Source organism: Streptomyces sp. NPDC008001 (assembly GCF_042958085.1).
GTDB lineage: Bacteria > Actinomycetota > Actinomycetes > Streptomycetales > Streptomycetaceae > Streptomyces.
Window position 1 is genome coordinate 1 of sequence record NZ_JBIBIZ010000007.1, and the last position, 17,428, is coordinate 17,428.

The window sequence follows — 17,428 nt, forward strand, 5'->3', positions numbered from 1 at the left end:
CGAGCGACGCGCTGACCTCCATCAGGGCCTGCTCGAACTCGCCTGCAGCATCATCTGCCTCCGACGGCTCCGGGCGGCATTCTGAAACGATCAGTAAGAGCTTCCCGGAGCGCAACTGTCCTACCTGGCAGGCGAATTGCTGTGCAGTGGTTTCGCCGAGTCGTCCGCCTCGTTTCTGGGCCTGCACTCTCAGTAGGGCCATGGTTACTCACATGCGCCGCACACCAAGCGAGCGAGTGCGCCGGGAAGCGCTGGCGGACGCCGCCAGCGGGCGCCCAAGCCGCATTCGAGTCGCTCTCTATGCCTGCATCGATGATGATCGTGAGCCGCTGGAGGTTATGACAGCTCTACGGCGATGTGCCGAGGCGCGTGACTGGGTCGTCGTCTCGGCGGTATACGACGCAGTCTCGCCGACCGTCGCTCGCTCCGACCGCAAATTGTGGCCGGTGGTGGAGAACATGTTGATGGCCAGGACGGTCAGTGGCGTCCTGGTCCAGTCCGATGAGGAACTTGCCCGGGGTGCGGACGAGATGCACGAGCTCCGCGAGTGGGTGGCCCAGCAGTCGGCCTTCCTCCTCTCGACCCAGGTGGAAGGCCGCGCTGCATCCGCAACCAGCGACAACAGGAGCCCGGAGGCACTCCCTGCGGCACTCTCGACCTTCGGTTACACGAGGGGCGGGCGAACGAAGTGAGACGGAGGAGCACCGCCCGCGAAACCTTGAGCTTGCTCATGGCTCTGCACGGCGAGAACGGTGTCCTGCTGGCCCAGGCAGCCAAACCCTCGCTGGCGTCCGCATGCCAGGTTCGCGGCTTGGGCGAGAGTGCCGACGGGCCTGACCTCCCGCCGGGAACCATGGAGTATCCCGACTGCGAGTGCCCGCGGCACCGTGCTGGCCTGGGAAGGCCGGACTCGACGGTGAGACTTACGGCCGGCGGGGGGCGTTAATGGCCATCCGTAACCGTTACGCCTACGGCGAGTGGACCTCGTTGGCGGACCCGGAGGCGGAGCAGGAGTATTCCGTCGAATGCCTGGAACACGGCTGCGGCGCGGAGTTCAAAATCAAGGATGGTCCCGCCGAGGCTGATGGATGGAAGTACCAGCACACCATCCACACAGGTCACCGTCGCTTCTGGGAGACGCACGGTCGCGCCATGCTCGTCGGCCCGCCGCCCGGTGCGATCGTCGCCGGGGAGATCGTGGGCCGTGAACAGGCCGCTAACAGCCCGGAACGGGGGCGCCCCCGCTCGAACCCGTGCGCGGCACCGCAAGACTGGGAGCGCCGTGAAGGCCAGGGCGCGAGGTGACGGCGTACGGCGGCGCCCCAAGTTCCTGCTGCGCCGTCCCATGGAGTCGCTTACGCAGGAGGAGCGCAACATCCTCAGCAGCTTTTGCGAGCCAGTTCCGACGCTAGGCGAGCGAATGAGACGAGGGGCGTGGCCGGTCGGAGAATTCTGGCGTCGCCACGTGACCCACCGGGAGTTGTATCAGGGGCTCGACTCATGCCGTCGGCTGTTCGACGCGGGCCGCCTGAATCCAGCTCTCTGTCCGCTCAAGAATGAAGGAGATACCCGTGGTCATTTTGAGACCGGACGATTTTCCCGATGAGCTCCCGCCTCCCCCCAAGCAGCCGCCGGCGCCCGCCGAGGTCGGGTCGGCACTGCCGGTACCGGTATGTGGCGCAGAAGGGCATCAGCCGGCGGGTCGGTAAGTACTGACCCACGCAGACCCCCGCCCGGTCGTCCTCGTGGCCGTCGATGGCCGGGCGGGCCCTAGCTCCTGTCTCCCTGTCGGGCGAGGCTCACCCCCGAGGCCCCCGGCGGGGAGGCAGGGCACCAAACCCGCCCAACCGCTTCCTTGCTCCGGGACCTGGTTGAGCGGGTCAATACGTTGCCAGGCTTCATCCATAGAAGAAGGAGGCAGCAGATGAATGTGCAACATGCCGCCGCTCGCCCCTGGGGCGCTAGCCGGCTCGCACCGTACCCGACCACCCTTCGCCGTTCGCACACCACGGTGGCCATTGACGGTGACAGCCAGCTCGGCGTCTTCCGTGACCGCTTCGGCAACGTGCTCGAAATGGGCAAGCACGGCACCAGCTCCGGCACCGAGACCAACACAACTACAAACTCGGACTCGGCGCCCGACCAAGGTCACGACCAAGACAGCGAGCAGGACTGATGCCGTGACGCACAAGAGGCCGGTTCTGGTGGCCACCGAGGCGGACGATGTCACTGCTGACATGGTGATCACCGAACTCAACCGGCGCAGTGTGCCGGTGGTCAGGTTCAACCCCGCCGACATCGGCGAGGCTCTGACAGTCTCGGCTCGATTCGGTACCTGCCCGGCCTCGGTGGTCGGGCAGATCCGTACTCCGTCGAGAACCACCGGCCTGGCAGACGTTCGAGCGGTGTACTGGCGCCGCCCCATCTGGCCCGAGTTCCGGCACCTGAACCCCGACGACGCGCGATTCGCCGCCGCACAGGTCCGCTATGGACTAGGCGGTACCCTCTACGCACTTGATGGTCCTCTATGGGTTAATCATCCGCTTCGCAATGCCGCCGCCGATTACAAGCCCGCTCAGCTTGCCCTCGCTCAACGCCTGGGCCTCACTGTGCCGCCGACCCTCGTGACCAACGATCCGGGTGAAGCCCGAGAGTTCATCACCGCCCACCGTCGGGTGATCTATAAAACCTTACGGTGGACGCCGTACGAGCGAGACGGCGTCCCCATGACGGGATGGGCCGAGCCGGTCACAGCGAACGAGGTGGACGACAGCGTGCGCGTGGCTCCACACCTCTTCCAAGCCCGCGTCGACAAGATCGCCGACGTGCGAGCGTTGGTCGTTGGTCGGCGAGTGTTCGCCATACGCATTGATTCCGGTCTCTTGGACTGGCGTAAGGACTACTCCCGCCATTCGTACACCGTGATAGACCTGCCCAACCGCATGGTCTCAGCGCTCCTTGCCTACCTCGATCACCTCGGCCTGGTGTCCGGGAGTTTTGATCTCGCCCTGGACCGAGCTGGCCACTACTGGTGGCTGGAGCTGAATCCAAACGGACAGTGGGGGTGGCTGGAGGAACAGACCGGGCTGGGAATGTCCGCCGCATTCGCTGACCTGCTGACACGAGGAGACAACCCATGACCGATACCGCACGTCAGCGACGTGCCCTCGCTGACCGACTGGAGAAGTCCGGCGCCCTCACGACCCCGCAATGGCGGGCCGCAGTGGAGTCCGTACCGCGCGAGTTGTTCCTCACCTCCGGGGTGTTCCTGCCCGTGGACGGTGGTCGCTGGCGGCCGGTCACCGCAACGGGGTCTGACCCGGCGGAATGGGCGGAGATCGCTTATAGCGATCAGACCCTGACCACCCAGCTCGACGGCCACCTCACCGCCGACCAGGCCGGCGAGCCGGTGACCGGCGTCCCCACGTCCTCCTCGACTACCCCGGTCACCGTCGTCAGCATGATCGAGCACCTGGACGTGGAAGACGGGTACCACGTTCTGGAGATCGGCACGGGCACCGGGTACTCCGCGGCGCTGATGTGCCACCGCCTCGGCGAAGACAACGTGACGACGGTCGAGGTTGACCCCCGTGTGGCGGCCCGTGCGGATGCTGCACTGGAGACGGCGGGGTTCTCGACCTGGACGGTGACCGGGGACGGACTCCTCGGCCACCCCCGCCGGGCCCCGTACGACAGGGTGATTGCGACCTGTGCCGTCCGCCGTATCCCCTACGCCTGGGTGAGGCAGACCAAGCCGGGTGGCTTCATCCTGGCCACCGTCGGTTCCTGGCCCTACGGAACGGGCCTCGCCAAAGTAAGGGTGAACGACGGCGGTACCGCCGAGGGCTGCATCATCGGCCGCTCCTCCTTCATGCAGGCCCGATCACAGGCCACCACACCAGTGGCCGGCGACCTGTCCGCCCGCACGGCCTACCCCGACAACGAACGGGCGACGAAGGTCTCGCCACTCGTGCTCGAAGAATGGATGCCCGCCTTCCTGGCTCAGCTCGCGGCCCCTGGCGCACAATTCGTTCGCGCCACGGCGCACAATGGCGCCCAGCTCCTCTACGTCTTCGATCCTGACCGCGAATCCTTCGCCGCATTCACGGCCGACGGCGACGCCTGGATGGTCCGCCAGGGCGGTCCCGTGGCCCTATGGGACGACATCGAGCAGACCCTCATTGCCTGGCAGAAGGCCGGAAGCCCGGAGATCACCGCCGTACGGCTCCACGTCACTGAAAAAACGCATACGTACTGGATTGGTGACAAGCCCGCGCTGCGATGGGAGCACCCTCTTACCTGACCCGCAGAGCTCGGAAAGAGCTTCGGCCGTCCGGTTCAGGAAACAGCCAAAGGCACCCCCACGTCAGGTCAATCTGTCGCCGCTTCCGTCTTGCGGGCCTTAATGTACGTCCCCCGCTTCGGAATCGCGTAGGCGTAGCCCTCCGCCACGAGGTGGCCAAGCGCCCTCTGTGCAGTCGCCCGAGCTACGCCGTAGCGGTTCATGAGCTCGGGCGCTGAGGGGATAGAGCGGTCGACCTCAAGCTTTCCAGCCTCGATGTCCCGAATGATGTCCTCCGCGATCTGCTGGAACGGCGGCTTCGGGGCCCTGCGGTCGATCGCGTGCTCTGCCATGGGCTGAGCGTAGACAACCAGGCCGCGTCACGCCTACCTAGGTAAGGGTAGGTAAGCCTAGACAAGGAGCGTAGCGTCGCGATCGCAAAAGTGACTCTCGAACTGGTTGCCGGGGAATGGATCCCGCTGGTGTGAAATCTCCTCCTATGGAGTGGACGATGCATGGCCCGGGGTTGCAGTGCCGCGCGGCCGGGCCGGCCGCTGCCATCACCGCTTCGCACCCACAACGGAGATGATGTGTCACCCGAGAGCACGAACCGACCGAACGGGCCGTCAGAGCAAGCCGAGGACAACGGCCTTCGGGACGGGTTTTCGAAGGCCTTCGCCAGACGGCCGGCCGTGCCCCGGCGGGGGCTGATGCCGGGCAGGAGGGTGTGGACCGCTCTCGCCTCCGCCGCGGCGGTGACGGGGCTCGCCGTGGGGGCCGTTCCGCTGGCGAAGCAGATCCAGTTCACCTCGGACGACTCGAAGAAGGTCGCCGCGGTCAAGGAGCCGGGGAAGCCGGGCGCTGACGCTTCCTCAGCGCCCGGCCGCTCGAAGGACGCGGGGAAGGACGCGGGGAAGGGCCCGGGAGAGGCGAAGCCGGCGGGCACCGCGGGCGCCGGCAGCGGTGGTGCCGCCGGTGGCAAGGGCGGATCGGGGCAGCCCTCCGGCTCGGGCTCCGCGTCGGGCTCCGTATCGGGGTCGGGATCCGGATCCGGGGGGTCCGGGGGCGGCTCGGCGTCCGGCTCCGGCGGGTCCGGTGGCTCCAGCGGCTCCGGCGGGTCCTCCGGCTCCGGTGGTTCCGGTTCCGGGGGGTCCACCAGCTCCGGCAGCTCCGGCAGTTCCAGCAGCTCCGGCGGGTCCTCCGGCTCCGCGCACGAGGATCCCGGTGCGGCCTTCAGGGACGGCGGCATCAAGCCGCTGCCGCCGGAGCCCCCGAAGAAGGGCGTCGTCCAGCCGCCCAAGCCCGAGATCCCGCGCCCCCCGAAGCTCGACGACGGCAAGATCAAGGGCCAGGTCATGGGCTTCGCCGCGAAGCGGTGCGTGGACATCGTCGGCGGCAAGTCCAAGGAGGGCGCGCCGCTGGAGCTCGACGGCTGCTCCGGAGACCGGAATCAGCGCTTCGAGTTCCGGCCGGACGGCGAGGTCTGGTCCCTCTACGACGACCGGCTCTGCCTGGACACCCAGCGGGGCTCGACGGCGGACGGAGCCGCCCTCCAGCTCGCCGACTGCAACGGCAAGCCCAGCCAGGCCTTTGCGATCCAGCGGGACGGGTCCCTGGTGAACTCCAAGTCCGGCAAGTGTGTCGAGGCCGCGGACAGCGGCTCGAAGGGGCAGCGGCTCCAGTTGCAGACCTGCAACGGTGCCAAGAAGCAGAAGTGGCAGATCGGCTGAGCCGGAGCCGGAGCCGGAGCCGGAGCCGGAGCCCCGGGCCCCAGGCCTCGGGCTCCGGACCCCGGACGGTGCGCGCTACGCCGCCCCGTCCGGGACCGCCCCCGCCGGCTCCGGCACGTCCGGGCGGGTGAGGGTGACCAGGTCCGCCTCCGACGGCGCCTCGATCTCGGCGACCCGGTACGCCTGACGTTCCGTCATGGCCTGGAAGGTCTGGCGGGCGGAGCGCCCGTTGCCGAACCTGCTGTCGCGCGGGACGTGGGAGAAGTACACGCCGAGCGCGGCCCGCGCGTCCTCGGTGAGCTCGTACTGGTGCGAGGCGGCGTGCTGCTCCACGATCCGGACCAGTTCCGCGTCGTCGTAGTCCTCGAAGAGCAGGGTGCGGTTGAAACGGGAGGCGAGGCCGGGGTTGGAGTCGATGAAGTGCTCCATCTCGCCGGGGTAGCCCGCCACGATCACCACGACGTCGTCGCGGTGGTCCTCCATCAGCTTCACCAGGGTGGCGACGGCCTCCTGCGCGAAGTCGTTGCCCCCGCCCGCGCCCGCGGGGGCGAGCGAGTACGCCTCGTCGATGAAGAGCACGCCGCCCATGGCCTCCTGGAAGACCCGCTGGGTCTTCGGGCCGGTGTGCCCGACGTACTCGCCGACCAGGGAGGAGCGGTCGGCCTCGACGAGGTGGCCGCGTTCGAGCAGCCCGACGGCGGCGAGGATGCGGCCGTAGAGGCGGGCGACGGTGGTCTTGCCGGTGCCGGGGTTCCCGGCGAAGACCAGGTGGCGGCTGAGCGGCGGGGCCGCGAGTCCGGCGGCCTCCCGGCGGTGGACCATCCGCATGAGCTTCACGAGCGAGGCGACGTCCTGCTTGACGCGGTTGAGCCCGATCAGCCGGTCGAGTTCGCCGAGGAGGTCGTCCAGGCTCTCCTCGGGCCCCTCCCCGTCGCCGTCGGCCCCCGCCGTGGCGCCGGCGGTCCCGTGCCCGCCGGCCCCTGCCGGTACGGGCGTCTTCCGGTCCGGGGCACCGGTGAGCTGCGGCCACTGCGCCGACCCGACCCGTACGGAAACGCATTCCTCCACCACCGGCGCGGCGTCCGGATCGGCGCTCAGGTCCTCGGCGGCGTCCTGGACCCGGACGCGACGGAGCACCGGTGCGGCGGATCCGGCGAGATGGACGGCCGGGAAGCCGGGGGAGACGATCTCGCACTCCTCGAAGACCCCGCCGCCGCCGGAGTCGACGATCAGCCCGTTCTTCCCCGGCCGCAGCACGCGCACCCCGCTCAGCCGGGGCTCGGCGCCGCCGGCGACCACCACCCCGGACCCCGCGGCGTCCAGGATCTCCAGGCCGGTGACGCGGGGCGCGGCGCCGGATTCGACGACGAGGCCCGCGGTGCCCGCTCGCAGCAGCCTGCCGCCGGTGATCTCCTGGTCGCCGGGGCCGAGGACGGCCGCGGCGCGCTCGCTGTCGGCGATCTCGCAGCCGTGCAGCAGGGCCGGGCCGCGGCCGGCGGCGGTCACGCCGTTGCGCGTGCGGTGCACGGCGACGCCGCGGAGTTCGGCGCGGACGGAGTCGGCGAGGTCCACCCCCGACATGCCGCAGTCGCTGATCCAGGTGCTCTCGATGACGGCTCGCGCGCCGGCGACCAGGTGGGTGCCGTGTTCGGGGGTCCTGGTGATGCGGAGCCCCCGCAGCCGGATCTCGGCGCCGCCCCCCGCGTGGACGGGGCTGTAGGCGCACTCGTCCAGGGCGCTGTCGTCGAGGTGCACGACGGCGTCGCCGGTGGCGACGAGGCCGTTGGCCGCCGACGCGCGGATCACGGTTTCGCGGGCCGTGAGCCGGGCGGAGCCGTGCACGACGACGGACGCGGCGCCGGTGCGCACGATCCTGGTGCCGGTGACCTTGATCCGGGCCTCTTCCCCGGCGCTGATGCCGGAGCCGCCGCTGTCGCGCAGCGTGCAGAAGGCCAGCTCCACCTCGCTCCGGCCGTCGGCGCGTACGGAGTCCCCGCCGCTGCCCGAGAGTTCGCAGTCGTGCAGCCGGACGCCACCGCCCGCATCCTGCGGTTCTGCCGCCTCCGCCCCGGGTGCGGGGGAGCTGCCCAGGACCCGTACGGCGTCCGAGGCGCAGGCCCTGACGCGGCAGTCGGTGAGCCGGGCGGAGCCCTGGTCCTCGACGAGCAGCCCGCTCCGGCCGGCACCGTCGATCAGACACTCCCGCAGGGTGACGGCGGCGTCCTCCCGTACCCGCAGCGCGGACCCGGTGGTGTCCCGGATGTCGGTGCGGAGCAGTTCGACCCTGGTCGATCCGCCCGCGACGATCCCCGTGCCGTCGGTCCCGAGCAGCCGGCAGTCGGTGAGGGCGACGGCCCCGCCGGTGCGCAGCAGCACCCCGGCGAGGGCGGCGCCGGCGAGGGCCGTGCCGGTCATGGCGAGCGCGGCGTCCCCGTGCACCTCCAGCCGGCCCGTGCCGATCCGGCCGCCGGACCACTCCGTGCGCCCGCCCGCGAGCACGACGGCGGGCCGGTCGGCGGCCTCCCCCGCGACCACGAGCCCGTCGACCACCACCCGTGCGCCCGCGGCCACTTCGAGGGCGGGGCGCCCGTCACCGGGGGCGGCCAGGACCACGGCACCGGGGCGTCCCCCCGCCTCCTCGCCGAGGACCCGCAACGCCACGCTGCGCTCGACCCGCACCGCCTCCCGGTAGACGCCGGGGGCGATGCGTATCTCGTCGCCCTCGGCGGCCGCGGCCAGGGCGGACGCGAGGCCGGGGTGGGCGCTGGGGTCGCCGGTGGCCACCCGGTGGGTGGCGGCCGGCTGGGCGGGGACTGTCACGGGGGCTCCGTCAGAGGTACAGGTGCGGGACCGGGCGGTGCCGGTGGTGATGACAACTTCTCATTACCCGTCGGCCCCGGGTTGCGGGGGTGGCGCGAGGCGGCCGAGCGCCTCGGACCGCATCTGCTCCGCCCAGCCGACGTTGTGGTACTCGCGCAGGAACGCGAGGAGGTTGTCCATGCGCCGGTCGAAGGGCCGGGACTTCCCCCAGAGGGACCCCAGGCCCCCTTGGGACTCCAGGGGCTTGAGGAGCTTGGACCAGGACTCGACGGCGTGCCCGATGTTCTCCTCGGTCAGCGTCTGCCTCTCCGTGATGACCCCGGCCAGCTCGGCGAGACCGGCGAAGTCCTGCTGGACGGCCAGTTGCCTGCGGAACTCGTCCATCCGCCGCTTGTACGGGGCGATGAGGTCGTTCGTCAGGAGCTTGTACTGGTCCTTGCTCCAGACGGCCTTGTCGTCGAGCTGCAGGAGCGCCCGGTCGACCCTCTGCCGGTACGTGGTCTCCAGCCCCTCGTAGACCGTCTTCGTGTAGGCCAGCTCACCGCCGGGCTCCAGACGGAGGTCGCGGGTGAGGTCGTGCGTCCTGGAGAGCCCGAGCCACGCGCCCCTGTCGCTGTAGAGCATGTCGCTCTCCTGGCTGAGGATCTTCCACTGCCCGCTGCTCCTGTCGTGCCACAGCATGTTGGCGGCCTGGTACTGCCCTCGCTTCACCGGCGTTTCGTACTCCGCGTCACCGAACCAGTCGACCACCTGGCGGTCCTGATGCAGACGGAAGCGCATGTCGGCCCCCTGGCTGCTGCCGGGGGACTGGAAGTGCCAGGCGGTGAACCCGGTCTCGTCGACGTCGGTGATGGCCAGGGCGCAGCCGTTCATGGTGGGGGTCACGACGAATTCGGAGCCGGGGTGCTCGCCGGGCACCCTGGGAACGCGCACCGTCCCGATGTTCGAGATGACGTTCCCGTTCGCGCTCACCTCCGGGAGCCCGTTCATGTAGGGGAGGAACACGGGGGACAGGTAGTCGCTGTCCCGCGCCACCGGGGGACGGCGGTCCGCGTACTTGGCCAGCCCGGCGCGGTCCGCGTTCACCTGGATGTACTTCTCCACGGCCGGGGTGAGCATCACGGTGGTGTCCCGGGCCGGCAGACCCTCGGCCTGGTGGATCACGAACCAGTGGCGGCCCTCCCAGGTGTTCAGCTTGTCCAGGAACTCCACGATGTCGCCGCTGTTCAGCCAGGGCGACCTCGAGGCGATGTTCATGTCGAAGCGAACGGAGATCACGTGCGACGTGAAGAAGGCCTCGGGCTCCGCGGCGAAGGCCCGTGTGAAGCGTTCGTCCTGCGGTGCGAGGTTCGTCAGCGGCGTCGGGACCGGTGCCGGCGCCGGCTCGACGGCGTGCGGCGTCGCTGCCGGGGCGACAGCGCCGTCCGGCACGATGTCGTCCGGCACGGTGCCGTCGGGCACCGGGTGCTCCGGTACGGCGCCTTCGGCCCCCGCCTCCGGCAGTCCGGTGCCGGAACTCCCCTCACCGGGGTCGGTCCACCGCATGCCGCCGGGCAGCCCCTTGCTCTCCTTCCCGCTGCGCGTGATGGTCTCCTCGATCTCTGCCCGCACCCCCTGCGGGTCGACGCCGAGAGCTCTCAGCTCCTCCCCGGCCTGCTGCAACTGTTCCTCGGCGGCCGCGAGCCGGAGCTCGGGCTGTGACGGCCCCGGCGGCAGGGCCGACGGGCCCGCCCCGCCGGCGAACCGCGCGTTCCACTCGTTCAGTTCGAACTGGGCGCGGCCACGCTCGGCGTACGCCTGTGCGTACGCGTCCCGTGCCCGGGTGACCGGCGGACCGGCCTCGCCGGGGACGGCCGCGGGTTCGGAGACGGGGAGCGTTCCGTTCCCGGGGGCGGGATCGTGCCCGAAGGCGGGGGCCTTGAGCCGGGCCTTGGCCTCGCGCTTCAGCTCACGGGCCCAGCGCGGCTCCTCGAAGCGTTCGAGGATGCCGTCGAGCCGGTCCCTCAGGGGGGCGTCCAGGGTGGTGCCGTCCAGGACCTGCCGGAGGGTGTTCGCGGTGTCGCGGCGCAGGTTCCCGAGATGCTCCGCGGCCTCCACGAGCGCCTCGAGGTCGCCGGCCGCCGCCAGCCGGGTCTCTTCGTCCAGCCGGGTGCTGAAGAGCTTGTCGAGGATGCTCCTCTGCAGGGACCCTGCCAGTCCGGGGTTGCTGCGGGTGAGCCCCGCCAGTGAGGCGACGAGCTCGCCCTCGATCTCCAGGGCGTTCTCGACGCGCATGCCGTCGTAGATCCGCCGGAGGTAGGCGGGCGCGTTGCCGCCGGTGAGGTCGAGCGGGAAGACCCTGGTGGACCGGCGCAGGGCGAAGTCTTCGAGGCCGGACCGGCCGGGGGTCGCCCGGTACTCCTGGCTCACGACGTGCCACGTGCCGTCCTCCTTGCGCCAGAGGACGTTCGTGGCCCCCTTCCAGCGCCGGGACCCGTGCTCCGGCGTCAGGTACATCGCGTCACCGACCCAGTCGCGCACCGAGCGCTCCGGCGTCACGGGACCCTCGAAGCTGTCACCGCCGCGCCCCAGGCGGAACCTCGCGGCGTACTCGTTGGCCGCCTCGCCGCCGGGGGACTGGTAGTGCCACGCCCGGAAGGTGTCCTCGGTGACGTCGGTGACGGCGATCGCGCAGCCGTTCATCTCCGGGGTGAAGACGAACGCGGAGCCGGTTCCTTCCCGCGGGGTGCGGGGGATGACGGCGTGGCCGATGTCGGCGTCCTTCTTGGCGATGCCCGTCTTGTACGGGATGTAGTGCGAGGAGAGGTAATGGTCGTCGGACAGCGGGCGGAGGAGACCGGGGTGCGAGCGCAGGCCGTCGAACAGCTCCCTGGTCTCCCGGGGGACGAGGGCGAGGTCGGGGAAGAGCTCGCCGTTGTCGAAGGCCTGCACGTACCGTTCCACGGCGGGGGTGAGCACCACGGCGCGTTCGCTGAACGGGAGGCTGTTGTCCCGGTGCAGGACGAACCAGTGCCGGTTCCAGCCGCCCATCTGATCCACGAAGGCATTGCTCTGCGCGAGACTCAGTCCCGGCATCCGCTCCCGGATGCCCCGGGAGAGCTCGGTGGACACGGGGTGCTCGTTGAGGAACCGCACGGGGTCGGTGGCGAACGCCTCGGACCGGACGCCTTCCAGCGCGCCGAACGGGTTGTCGACCTGCCCCACGGCCGGCACGGGCTGCGGGGCGGGTGCGGCGGCCGGCTCCGGTGCGTGGACGGGACCGGGCACGGTCTCGTCGAGCACGCCGGGCACGGCCTCGTCCGGCAGGAGGTCGTCCGGCTCGCCCGCCTGCGCGCCGGAGTCCGCCGTCTCGCCGGCGGTGTGCGCCGGTTCCGCCTGCGGCGCGTCGGTGTGCGGAAGCGCGCCGCGCCGTGAGCCGCCGAGCGCGGTCCCGTCGCCGGTCCGGATCCTCGCCACGGCCTCGTCGATCCGGTCGCTCGTCGCCCCCGGATCGATGCCGAGCTCACGGAGACGGTCCTCCGCGTGGGCCAGTTCGCTCTCGGCCGCGTCCCGTTGCGCCTGCAGGAGCTGCTGACTCCGCGTGGGCCCGGTCGACGGGCCGGTGTGCGGCTCCCGCCCGACGCCCTCCTGCAGCCGGCCCAGATCGGTCCGGGCGAACTCGTACGCGTCCCACGCGGCGAGCCGCAGCTCGGCCTCGGGGCCGGTCGTTCCGCCGGTGATGATCTCCTGCCGGACCCGGATCCGCTCCTGCATGACCCGCGCCGCCTCCTGGGCATCGGGGCGTGCGCCGGACGACAGGAGGGGCTGGGGCTGCTGTGCGTCGGCGCGGCCCTTGCCCTTGCCGCCGGACGGGGGCGCGGCCGGTGCGGGCGCGTCCTCCCCGGGGTGGACGGCCGAAGGGACGGGACCGGTTCCTACGGGCTCGGCGACCGTCGCTCCGCCGGTGTTCACCGGAGGCTGAGCCTCGGCGCCGAGCTGGTTTCCGGCCCTGACACGGGCCTCGGCCTCGGTGGCCGCCGTGAGCCAGCCGGAGTTCTCGAACTCCCCGACGCTCCATTCGATCTTGCTCTTGAGGGATTCGGGCACGGCGAGTCCGTCGAGGGCACGCCGGACGCCCTTCGCGGTCGTCTGACGCTGCCCCTTGAGCGTCGTCACCGTCGTGGCGAGCTCCTCGAAGCTCGTGACCTTCGCCAGATGCGCGTCCTCCCCGAGGAGCGTGCGGGTGATCGGTTCGAGGACGACTTCCTGGAGCTCGTTCAGTGCGCGGGGCCCGAGGCCGCGCGTCTGCAGGAGTTCCAGCAGCTTCTTCTGGAGCGCGGTGTCGGCCGCCCCGCGCATGCCGTCGTAGATCGTCTTCGTGTAGGCGAGTTCGTTGCCCGGAGTGAGGCGCAGCGGCTGGACGGAAGGCTCGCGCGGCAGGGTGAAGGCGCCGAGCTCCAGGTCGAGCGGTGCCCGGTACTCCTGGCTCAGGATGTGCCAGGAGCCGTCCTCGTGGCGCCAGAGGATGTTCGTCGCCCCGTTGCGGTACCCGTCCGGCATCGGGCCGAGGTAGCGCGCGTCGCCGAACCAGTCGGTGGGGGACCGCTCCGCCCGGAAGGCGGCGGCGAACTGCCGCTGGGACATTCCGTTGGGGGACTGGTAGTGCCAGGCCCGGAAGGTGTCGTCGGTGACCTCGGTCACGGTGAGGGCGCAGCCCGTCATCTCCGGGGTGAACACGAATTCCGCACCGACGTGGCTGCCGGGGTTCCGGCGGATGACGGTGTTCCCGATCGTGCTCGGGCCCTTGGCGACGCCCCCTTGGTACGGGATGTAGCCCGAGGCGAGGTAGTGGTCCGCCGCCATGGGCCGGGGGAGCGCGGGGTGCCGGGTGAGTTCCTCGAACAGGTCCACGACCTTCTCGGTCACGTGGGGGGTGTGGAACAACCGGCCTTCGGCGAAGGCCTGTACGTAGCGTTCGACCGCGGGGGTGAGCAGCAGGGTGCCCTCACGGGCGCCGGAGTCGCCGGCCCGTACGAGGACGAACCAGTGTTGCGTGGCCGTGTCCATCGTCTGGAGGAACCGGTTGGCCAGTTCTTCCGTGAGACCGGGCATGCGCTGCGCCATGCCGACTTCGAAGGCCCCGTAGAGGGGCTGCCTGCCCAGGAACGCCAGGGGATCGTCGGCGAATTCGGCGGTGAGGCGGCCCTCGGCCTGCGCGAACCGGTTGTCGACGTGGCCCACGGTGACCTCGTGGTGGACCTGCGGCACCGGGGTGATCTCCGGGGCCGCCCCGCCGGGAAGCGGTCCGCCGTCCGGGACGGTGAGGTCGTCCAGGGGGCCTTCCGCCGGATCGTCGGAGACGTGCTCCGCCGAGGGCGTCGCGGCGTCGGCCGCCTCGTCGTCGAGCACCCGGGAAAGATCGGGCCGTTCCGCGCCGCCGGGCACGCCGCCGTGGCCGAGGACCGTGCGGACGTTCAGCGACCGCACCTCGTTCAGCATCACGTCGGGGTCGACGCCGATCTCCCGGAGGGCCTTGCGCGCGTCCTTGACCTCCGCCAGGGCGGCGTCGAGCCGGGTCTCCGCCGCGGACCGCACTCCGGTGGGCCTGCTGGAGGGCCCGGCGCCGGGGGTCTTCGGGGCTCCGGCGCCCGCGTCGCGCTGCGCGGCGCGCAGCTCGGCGAGGGAGTGCTCGTACGCCACGTAGCGCTGCATGCGCAGCTCGGCCGTCGCCCCGTCCGCGGCACCGCCCGTGATGACGTGCCCGATGGAGAGCCGGAGCTGGTTCCTGACCGTGGCCGCGGCATGCCCCTCGACGTGCGCCGGCACGGGGGCGGGCGGGCCGAGGGGAGAGGGGTGCGCGGACGGGGACGGGGACGGGGACGGCTGACGAAGGTCTCCGGGGCTCGCCGGCGTGTCCGTACGGCCTCGGGGCACGGCGCTCTCGCTCGCGGTCACCGGGTGCACCGGCCGGGGCGCAGGAGGCTGCGGGGCGGCCTGCACCGGCAGGGGCGCTCCCGCGGCGTCGGCGGAGCGGCCGGGCCGGGCCACCAGGTCCAGGGCCTGGGTGTCCACGCGGGACGGGGAGACCCCGGCCGCGTCCAGGGCGGAGCGGGAGGAGACGCCGCCCGCCGGCGCGTTCGCCGACGCGCTCAGGCCCGCGCCGCGGGGGCGGGAGTCGTCACCCTTGAGGAGGGCGAGGGCCTGCTCGCGGCTGTTCGCCGCGGACACGGGGGCCGGCACGCCGGCGTCCCTCACCGTGTGCGGGACCTGGGGCGCCGTGTCCTTGAGCGAGGAGGCGGAGGGGGCGTGGGTGCCGCCGTGCGCCGCAGGAGCCGCCGTCGTGCCGTGCGGCGGGGAGGCCACGTGCGTGGTCACGGGCGCGACGGGCTGCGCGGGCAGGGCGCCGGCCGGCCCGCCGTGCGGCGTCGCCGTGTGCGCGGCCGGGCTCACCGCGGCGCCCTCCGGAAGCCCGGCCGTGCCGGGGAGGCCGCCGGTGTGCGGCGCCGCCGCGTTCGGTGCCACGTGCGGGACGCCGCCGTGGGAGCCGCCGGCGAGCGACGTCAGGGACTGGGCGTTGACCGTCACGTCGGTCTCGCGGCCGATGCGGAGGGAGATGCCGTCCGCGGTGATGCTGCGCACGGTGACGTCGCCCTGCTGCAGGGCCATGAGTTCGGGGAGCTTGAGGTCGGCCAGGTCTTCGGCGTGGCCGATGGCGCTCCGCGCGATGACGTTGCTGTCGTCCAGGACGCCCACGGGGTGCGCGAGCCCTCCCGGCGCCTCGATGCCGTGGCCCGTGACGGGCGCGTCCGTCACGAGCGACAGCCCCGAGGGGTGGCGGGCCCCTTCCACGACGCCGAGGGCCGTGTCGGCCGGGAGCAGCAGGTTGCTGTCGAGCCGGACCTGGCCCAGGGAGGCGTCGAGGTGGGTCAGGGAGGTGATCGCGGAGTCGCCGGCGGCCGACGCCGGAACGGCCAGGCCGGCCTTGCCGAGCGTGAAGTTCCCCGGCATGGGCGGGGTGGCGAGGCCGGAGACGGCGTGCAGGCCGGGAGCGGCGCCCGTGCCGGAGTGCGTGGCCGCGCCGGGGTGCGACATCAGCACGTCGCCCAGCTTGGCGAAGCCCAGCTGCGTGAAGTCGAGCGCGGGGGTCCGGGTCAGCGAGAGGTGGAACAGGTCGGTGGACACCGACCCGAAGCCGGGGCCGAAGCGGAGGCCGCCGAACGGGGCGGCGCCGAGGTGCTCGCCCGCCCGGCCGGCGGACCAGGCGCCCCGCCCCGCCCCGGCCGCCGGGGCGCCGGCCTTCATGAGGTATTCGAGATCGCCCGCCCTGGCCATCATCTGACGGAGCGAATACTGCGGGATGCCGAGCACCCGGTCGCCGAACGCCAGGGCCGCCGCGCCCCGGAAGCCGAGGACGCCGATCTCGGTGAAGTTGAGGGGCACCAGGGCCGCCACCATGAACCGGCCGAGCCGCTGCAGGGTGACCGCACCGTAGGCGCCGGCCTTGGCCCAGCCGCTGTTCAGACCGCCGGTGATCTTCGCCCAGTCCTCGAGGCCGGCGCGGCCGAGGCCCTTCACACCGCTCCAGAGCATGGGCAGGAAGCCGCGCAGCCCGCCGCCGAGCTTGGAGGCGAGGAGGAGCGGCGCCACCACCAGGCGGCTCGTGCCCGTCATGAGGGCGATGCGCCCCACCTGGGTCAGGAAGCCCTTGCCGCTCGCCATGATGCCCTTGCCGATGGCCTTGAGGGTGCCGCCGATGCCCTTGGTGGACGGGAAGAGCATGCCGAGGAAGGCCAGCCCCAGCTGGAGGCCCGTGGCCTTGCCCTGGCTGAAGTCGACGGCGGTCTTCACGAACTGCACGGCGTTCATCGCCCAGGCGATGATGCCGAGGATGCCGCCGGTGAAGATGGCGAGGACCGAGAAGATGATCGTGAAGATCTCGAAGACCTTCCAGAACGTCTCGCAGGCGCTCGTCGGCTGCTGCATCCGCTCGCCGGCCTCGTGCAGCTGATGGGTGAGCTGGGTGACGGCGGTGGCCAGAGCGCCGCGGGCGGTCGAGACGCGCTCGGTGAGCGTCTTCCGCTGGGGATCGTCCTGAGCCAGCCCCTGGGCGGCGGTCAGGGCCTGGCCGGCCGCCGTCTGGGCGTCGCCGACGGCGGTGGCGTAGGTCCGCAGCGCCGTCTCGGCCATCAGGAACGATTCGCGGACCGATCCGGCGAACTTGTTCAGGTGCTCGTCCACCTTGCCGCGCAGCGCGTCCGCGGTCTTGCCGATGAAGCGCTGTCCCTCGCCGGAGGTCTGCTGCAGGGCGTTCAGGCCGTCGTGGATCGTTCCGGCGGTCTCGGCGAGCCGGTGCATCGCGTCGGCCAGGCGGTTGATGACGGCGGGGTCGCCGGGGACCGGGTCCCCGCCCAGCCCGACGGCACTCCAGTCACCGGGACGCGTGGCCACCTGGTACTTCCCCCCTGTTGTGCACTGCGCCGCCCTCTTCCGGGGCGGCGCGCGGTCAACCTGTCCGATGGGATCGGAGCGGTTTCGGTTCACTCTGTGCCGGAAGTCACCAAAGGAACGGAAGTCTTTCCTGTTCCGAGTGAACGGATCGCGCAGGAAGGACATCTGT

10 protein-coding genes are annotated in these 17,428 nt (G+C 71.5%); 6 read left to right on the forward strand and 4 right to left on the reverse strand.

Going from position 1 to position 17,428, the window contains the following annotated elements; genetic code table 11:
• Positions 1-202, reverse strand: a 202-nt coding sequence (locus tag ACFZCD_RS19200; protein WP_391832303.1) for a hypothetical protein, incomplete at its 3' end; no start/stop codon positions are given.
• A gap of 10 nt (positions 203-212) precedes the next feature.
• Between ACFZCD_RS19200 and ACFZCD_RS19205 the strand changes: the two genes are divergently transcribed.
• The 5 genes from ACFZCD_RS19205 (at position 213) to tgmC (ending at position 4,303) form a co-directional block, all read left to right on the forward strand.
• Positions 213-692: a hypothetical protein gene (locus ACFZCD_RS19205; protein WP_391832305.1), complete on the forward strand. Its 480-nt coding sequence runs from the start codon at positions 213-215 to the stop codon at positions 690-692.
• A 253-nt stretch (positions 693-945) separates the two neighbouring features.
• Complete coding sequence (locus ACFZCD_RS19210) at positions 946-1,305, forward strand: hypothetical protein (protein ID WP_391832307.1); 360 nt, start codon at positions 946-948, stop codon at positions 1,303-1,305.
• A 619-nt stretch (positions 1,306-1,924) separates the two neighbouring features.
• Complete coding sequence (gene tgmA, locus ACFZCD_RS19215) at positions 1,925-2,176, forward strand: putative ATP-grasp-modified RiPP (RefSeq protein ID WP_391832309.1); 252 nt, start codon at positions 1,925-1,927, stop codon at positions 2,174-2,176.
• 4 nt (positions 2,177-2,180) lie between these two features.
• Positions 2,181-3,140, forward strand: coding sequence for an ATP-grasp ribosomal peptide maturase (tgmB, locus tag ACFZCD_RS19220; protein ID WP_391832311.1), 960 nt, complete (start codon positions 2,181-2,183; stop codon positions 3,138-3,140).
• Positions 3,137-4,303: an ATP-grasp peptide maturase system methyltransferase gene (gene tgmC / locus ACFZCD_RS19225; protein ID WP_391832313.1), complete on the forward strand. Its 1,167-nt coding sequence runs from the start codon at positions 3,137-3,139 to the stop codon at positions 4,301-4,303. The genes tgmB and tgmC overlap by 4 nt, the downstream gene beginning before the upstream one ends.
• Positions 4,304-4,371: 68 nt before the next feature.
• Here the strand turns inward: tgmC and ACFZCD_RS19230 are convergent, their stop codons facing one another.
• Entirely contained in the window at positions 4,372-4,635 is a 264-nt protein-coding gene (locus tag ACFZCD_RS19230; protein ID WP_391832315.1) for a GntR family transcriptional regulator, read from the reverse strand.
• A 357-nt stretch (positions 4,636-4,992) separates the two neighbouring features.
• Here ACFZCD_RS19230 and ACFZCD_RS19235 point away from each other — a divergent pair, with 357 nt between their 5' ends.
• Positions 4,993-6,012 carry a ricin-type beta-trefoil lectin domain protein gene (locus ACFZCD_RS19235; protein ID WP_391832317.1) on the forward strand — a complete coding sequence of 340 codons (1,020 nt, stop codon included), beginning with the start codon at positions 4,993-4,995 and terminating at the stop codon, positions 6,010-6,012.
• A 75-nt stretch (positions 6,013-6,087) separates the two neighbouring features.
• Here the strand turns inward: ACFZCD_RS19235 and ACFZCD_RS19240 are convergent, their stop codons facing one another.
• Both ACFZCD_RS19240 and ACFZCD_RS19245 read right to left on the reverse strand, forming a co-directional pair.
• Positions 6,088-8,832, reverse strand: coding sequence for a right-handed parallel beta-helix repeat-containing protein (locus ACFZCD_RS19240; RefSeq protein ID WP_391832319.1), 2,745 nt, complete (start codon positions 8,830-8,832; stop codon positions 6,088-6,090).
• Between the two features lie 63 nt (positions 8,833-8,895).
• Positions 8,896-17,259 carry a hypothetical protein gene (locus ACFZCD_RS19245; RefSeq protein WP_391832321.1) on the reverse strand — a complete coding sequence of 2,788 codons (8,364 nt, stop codon included), beginning with the start codon at positions 17,257-17,259 and terminating at the stop codon, positions 8,896-8,898.
• Between the last annotated feature and the right edge of the window lie 169 nt (positions 17,260-17,428).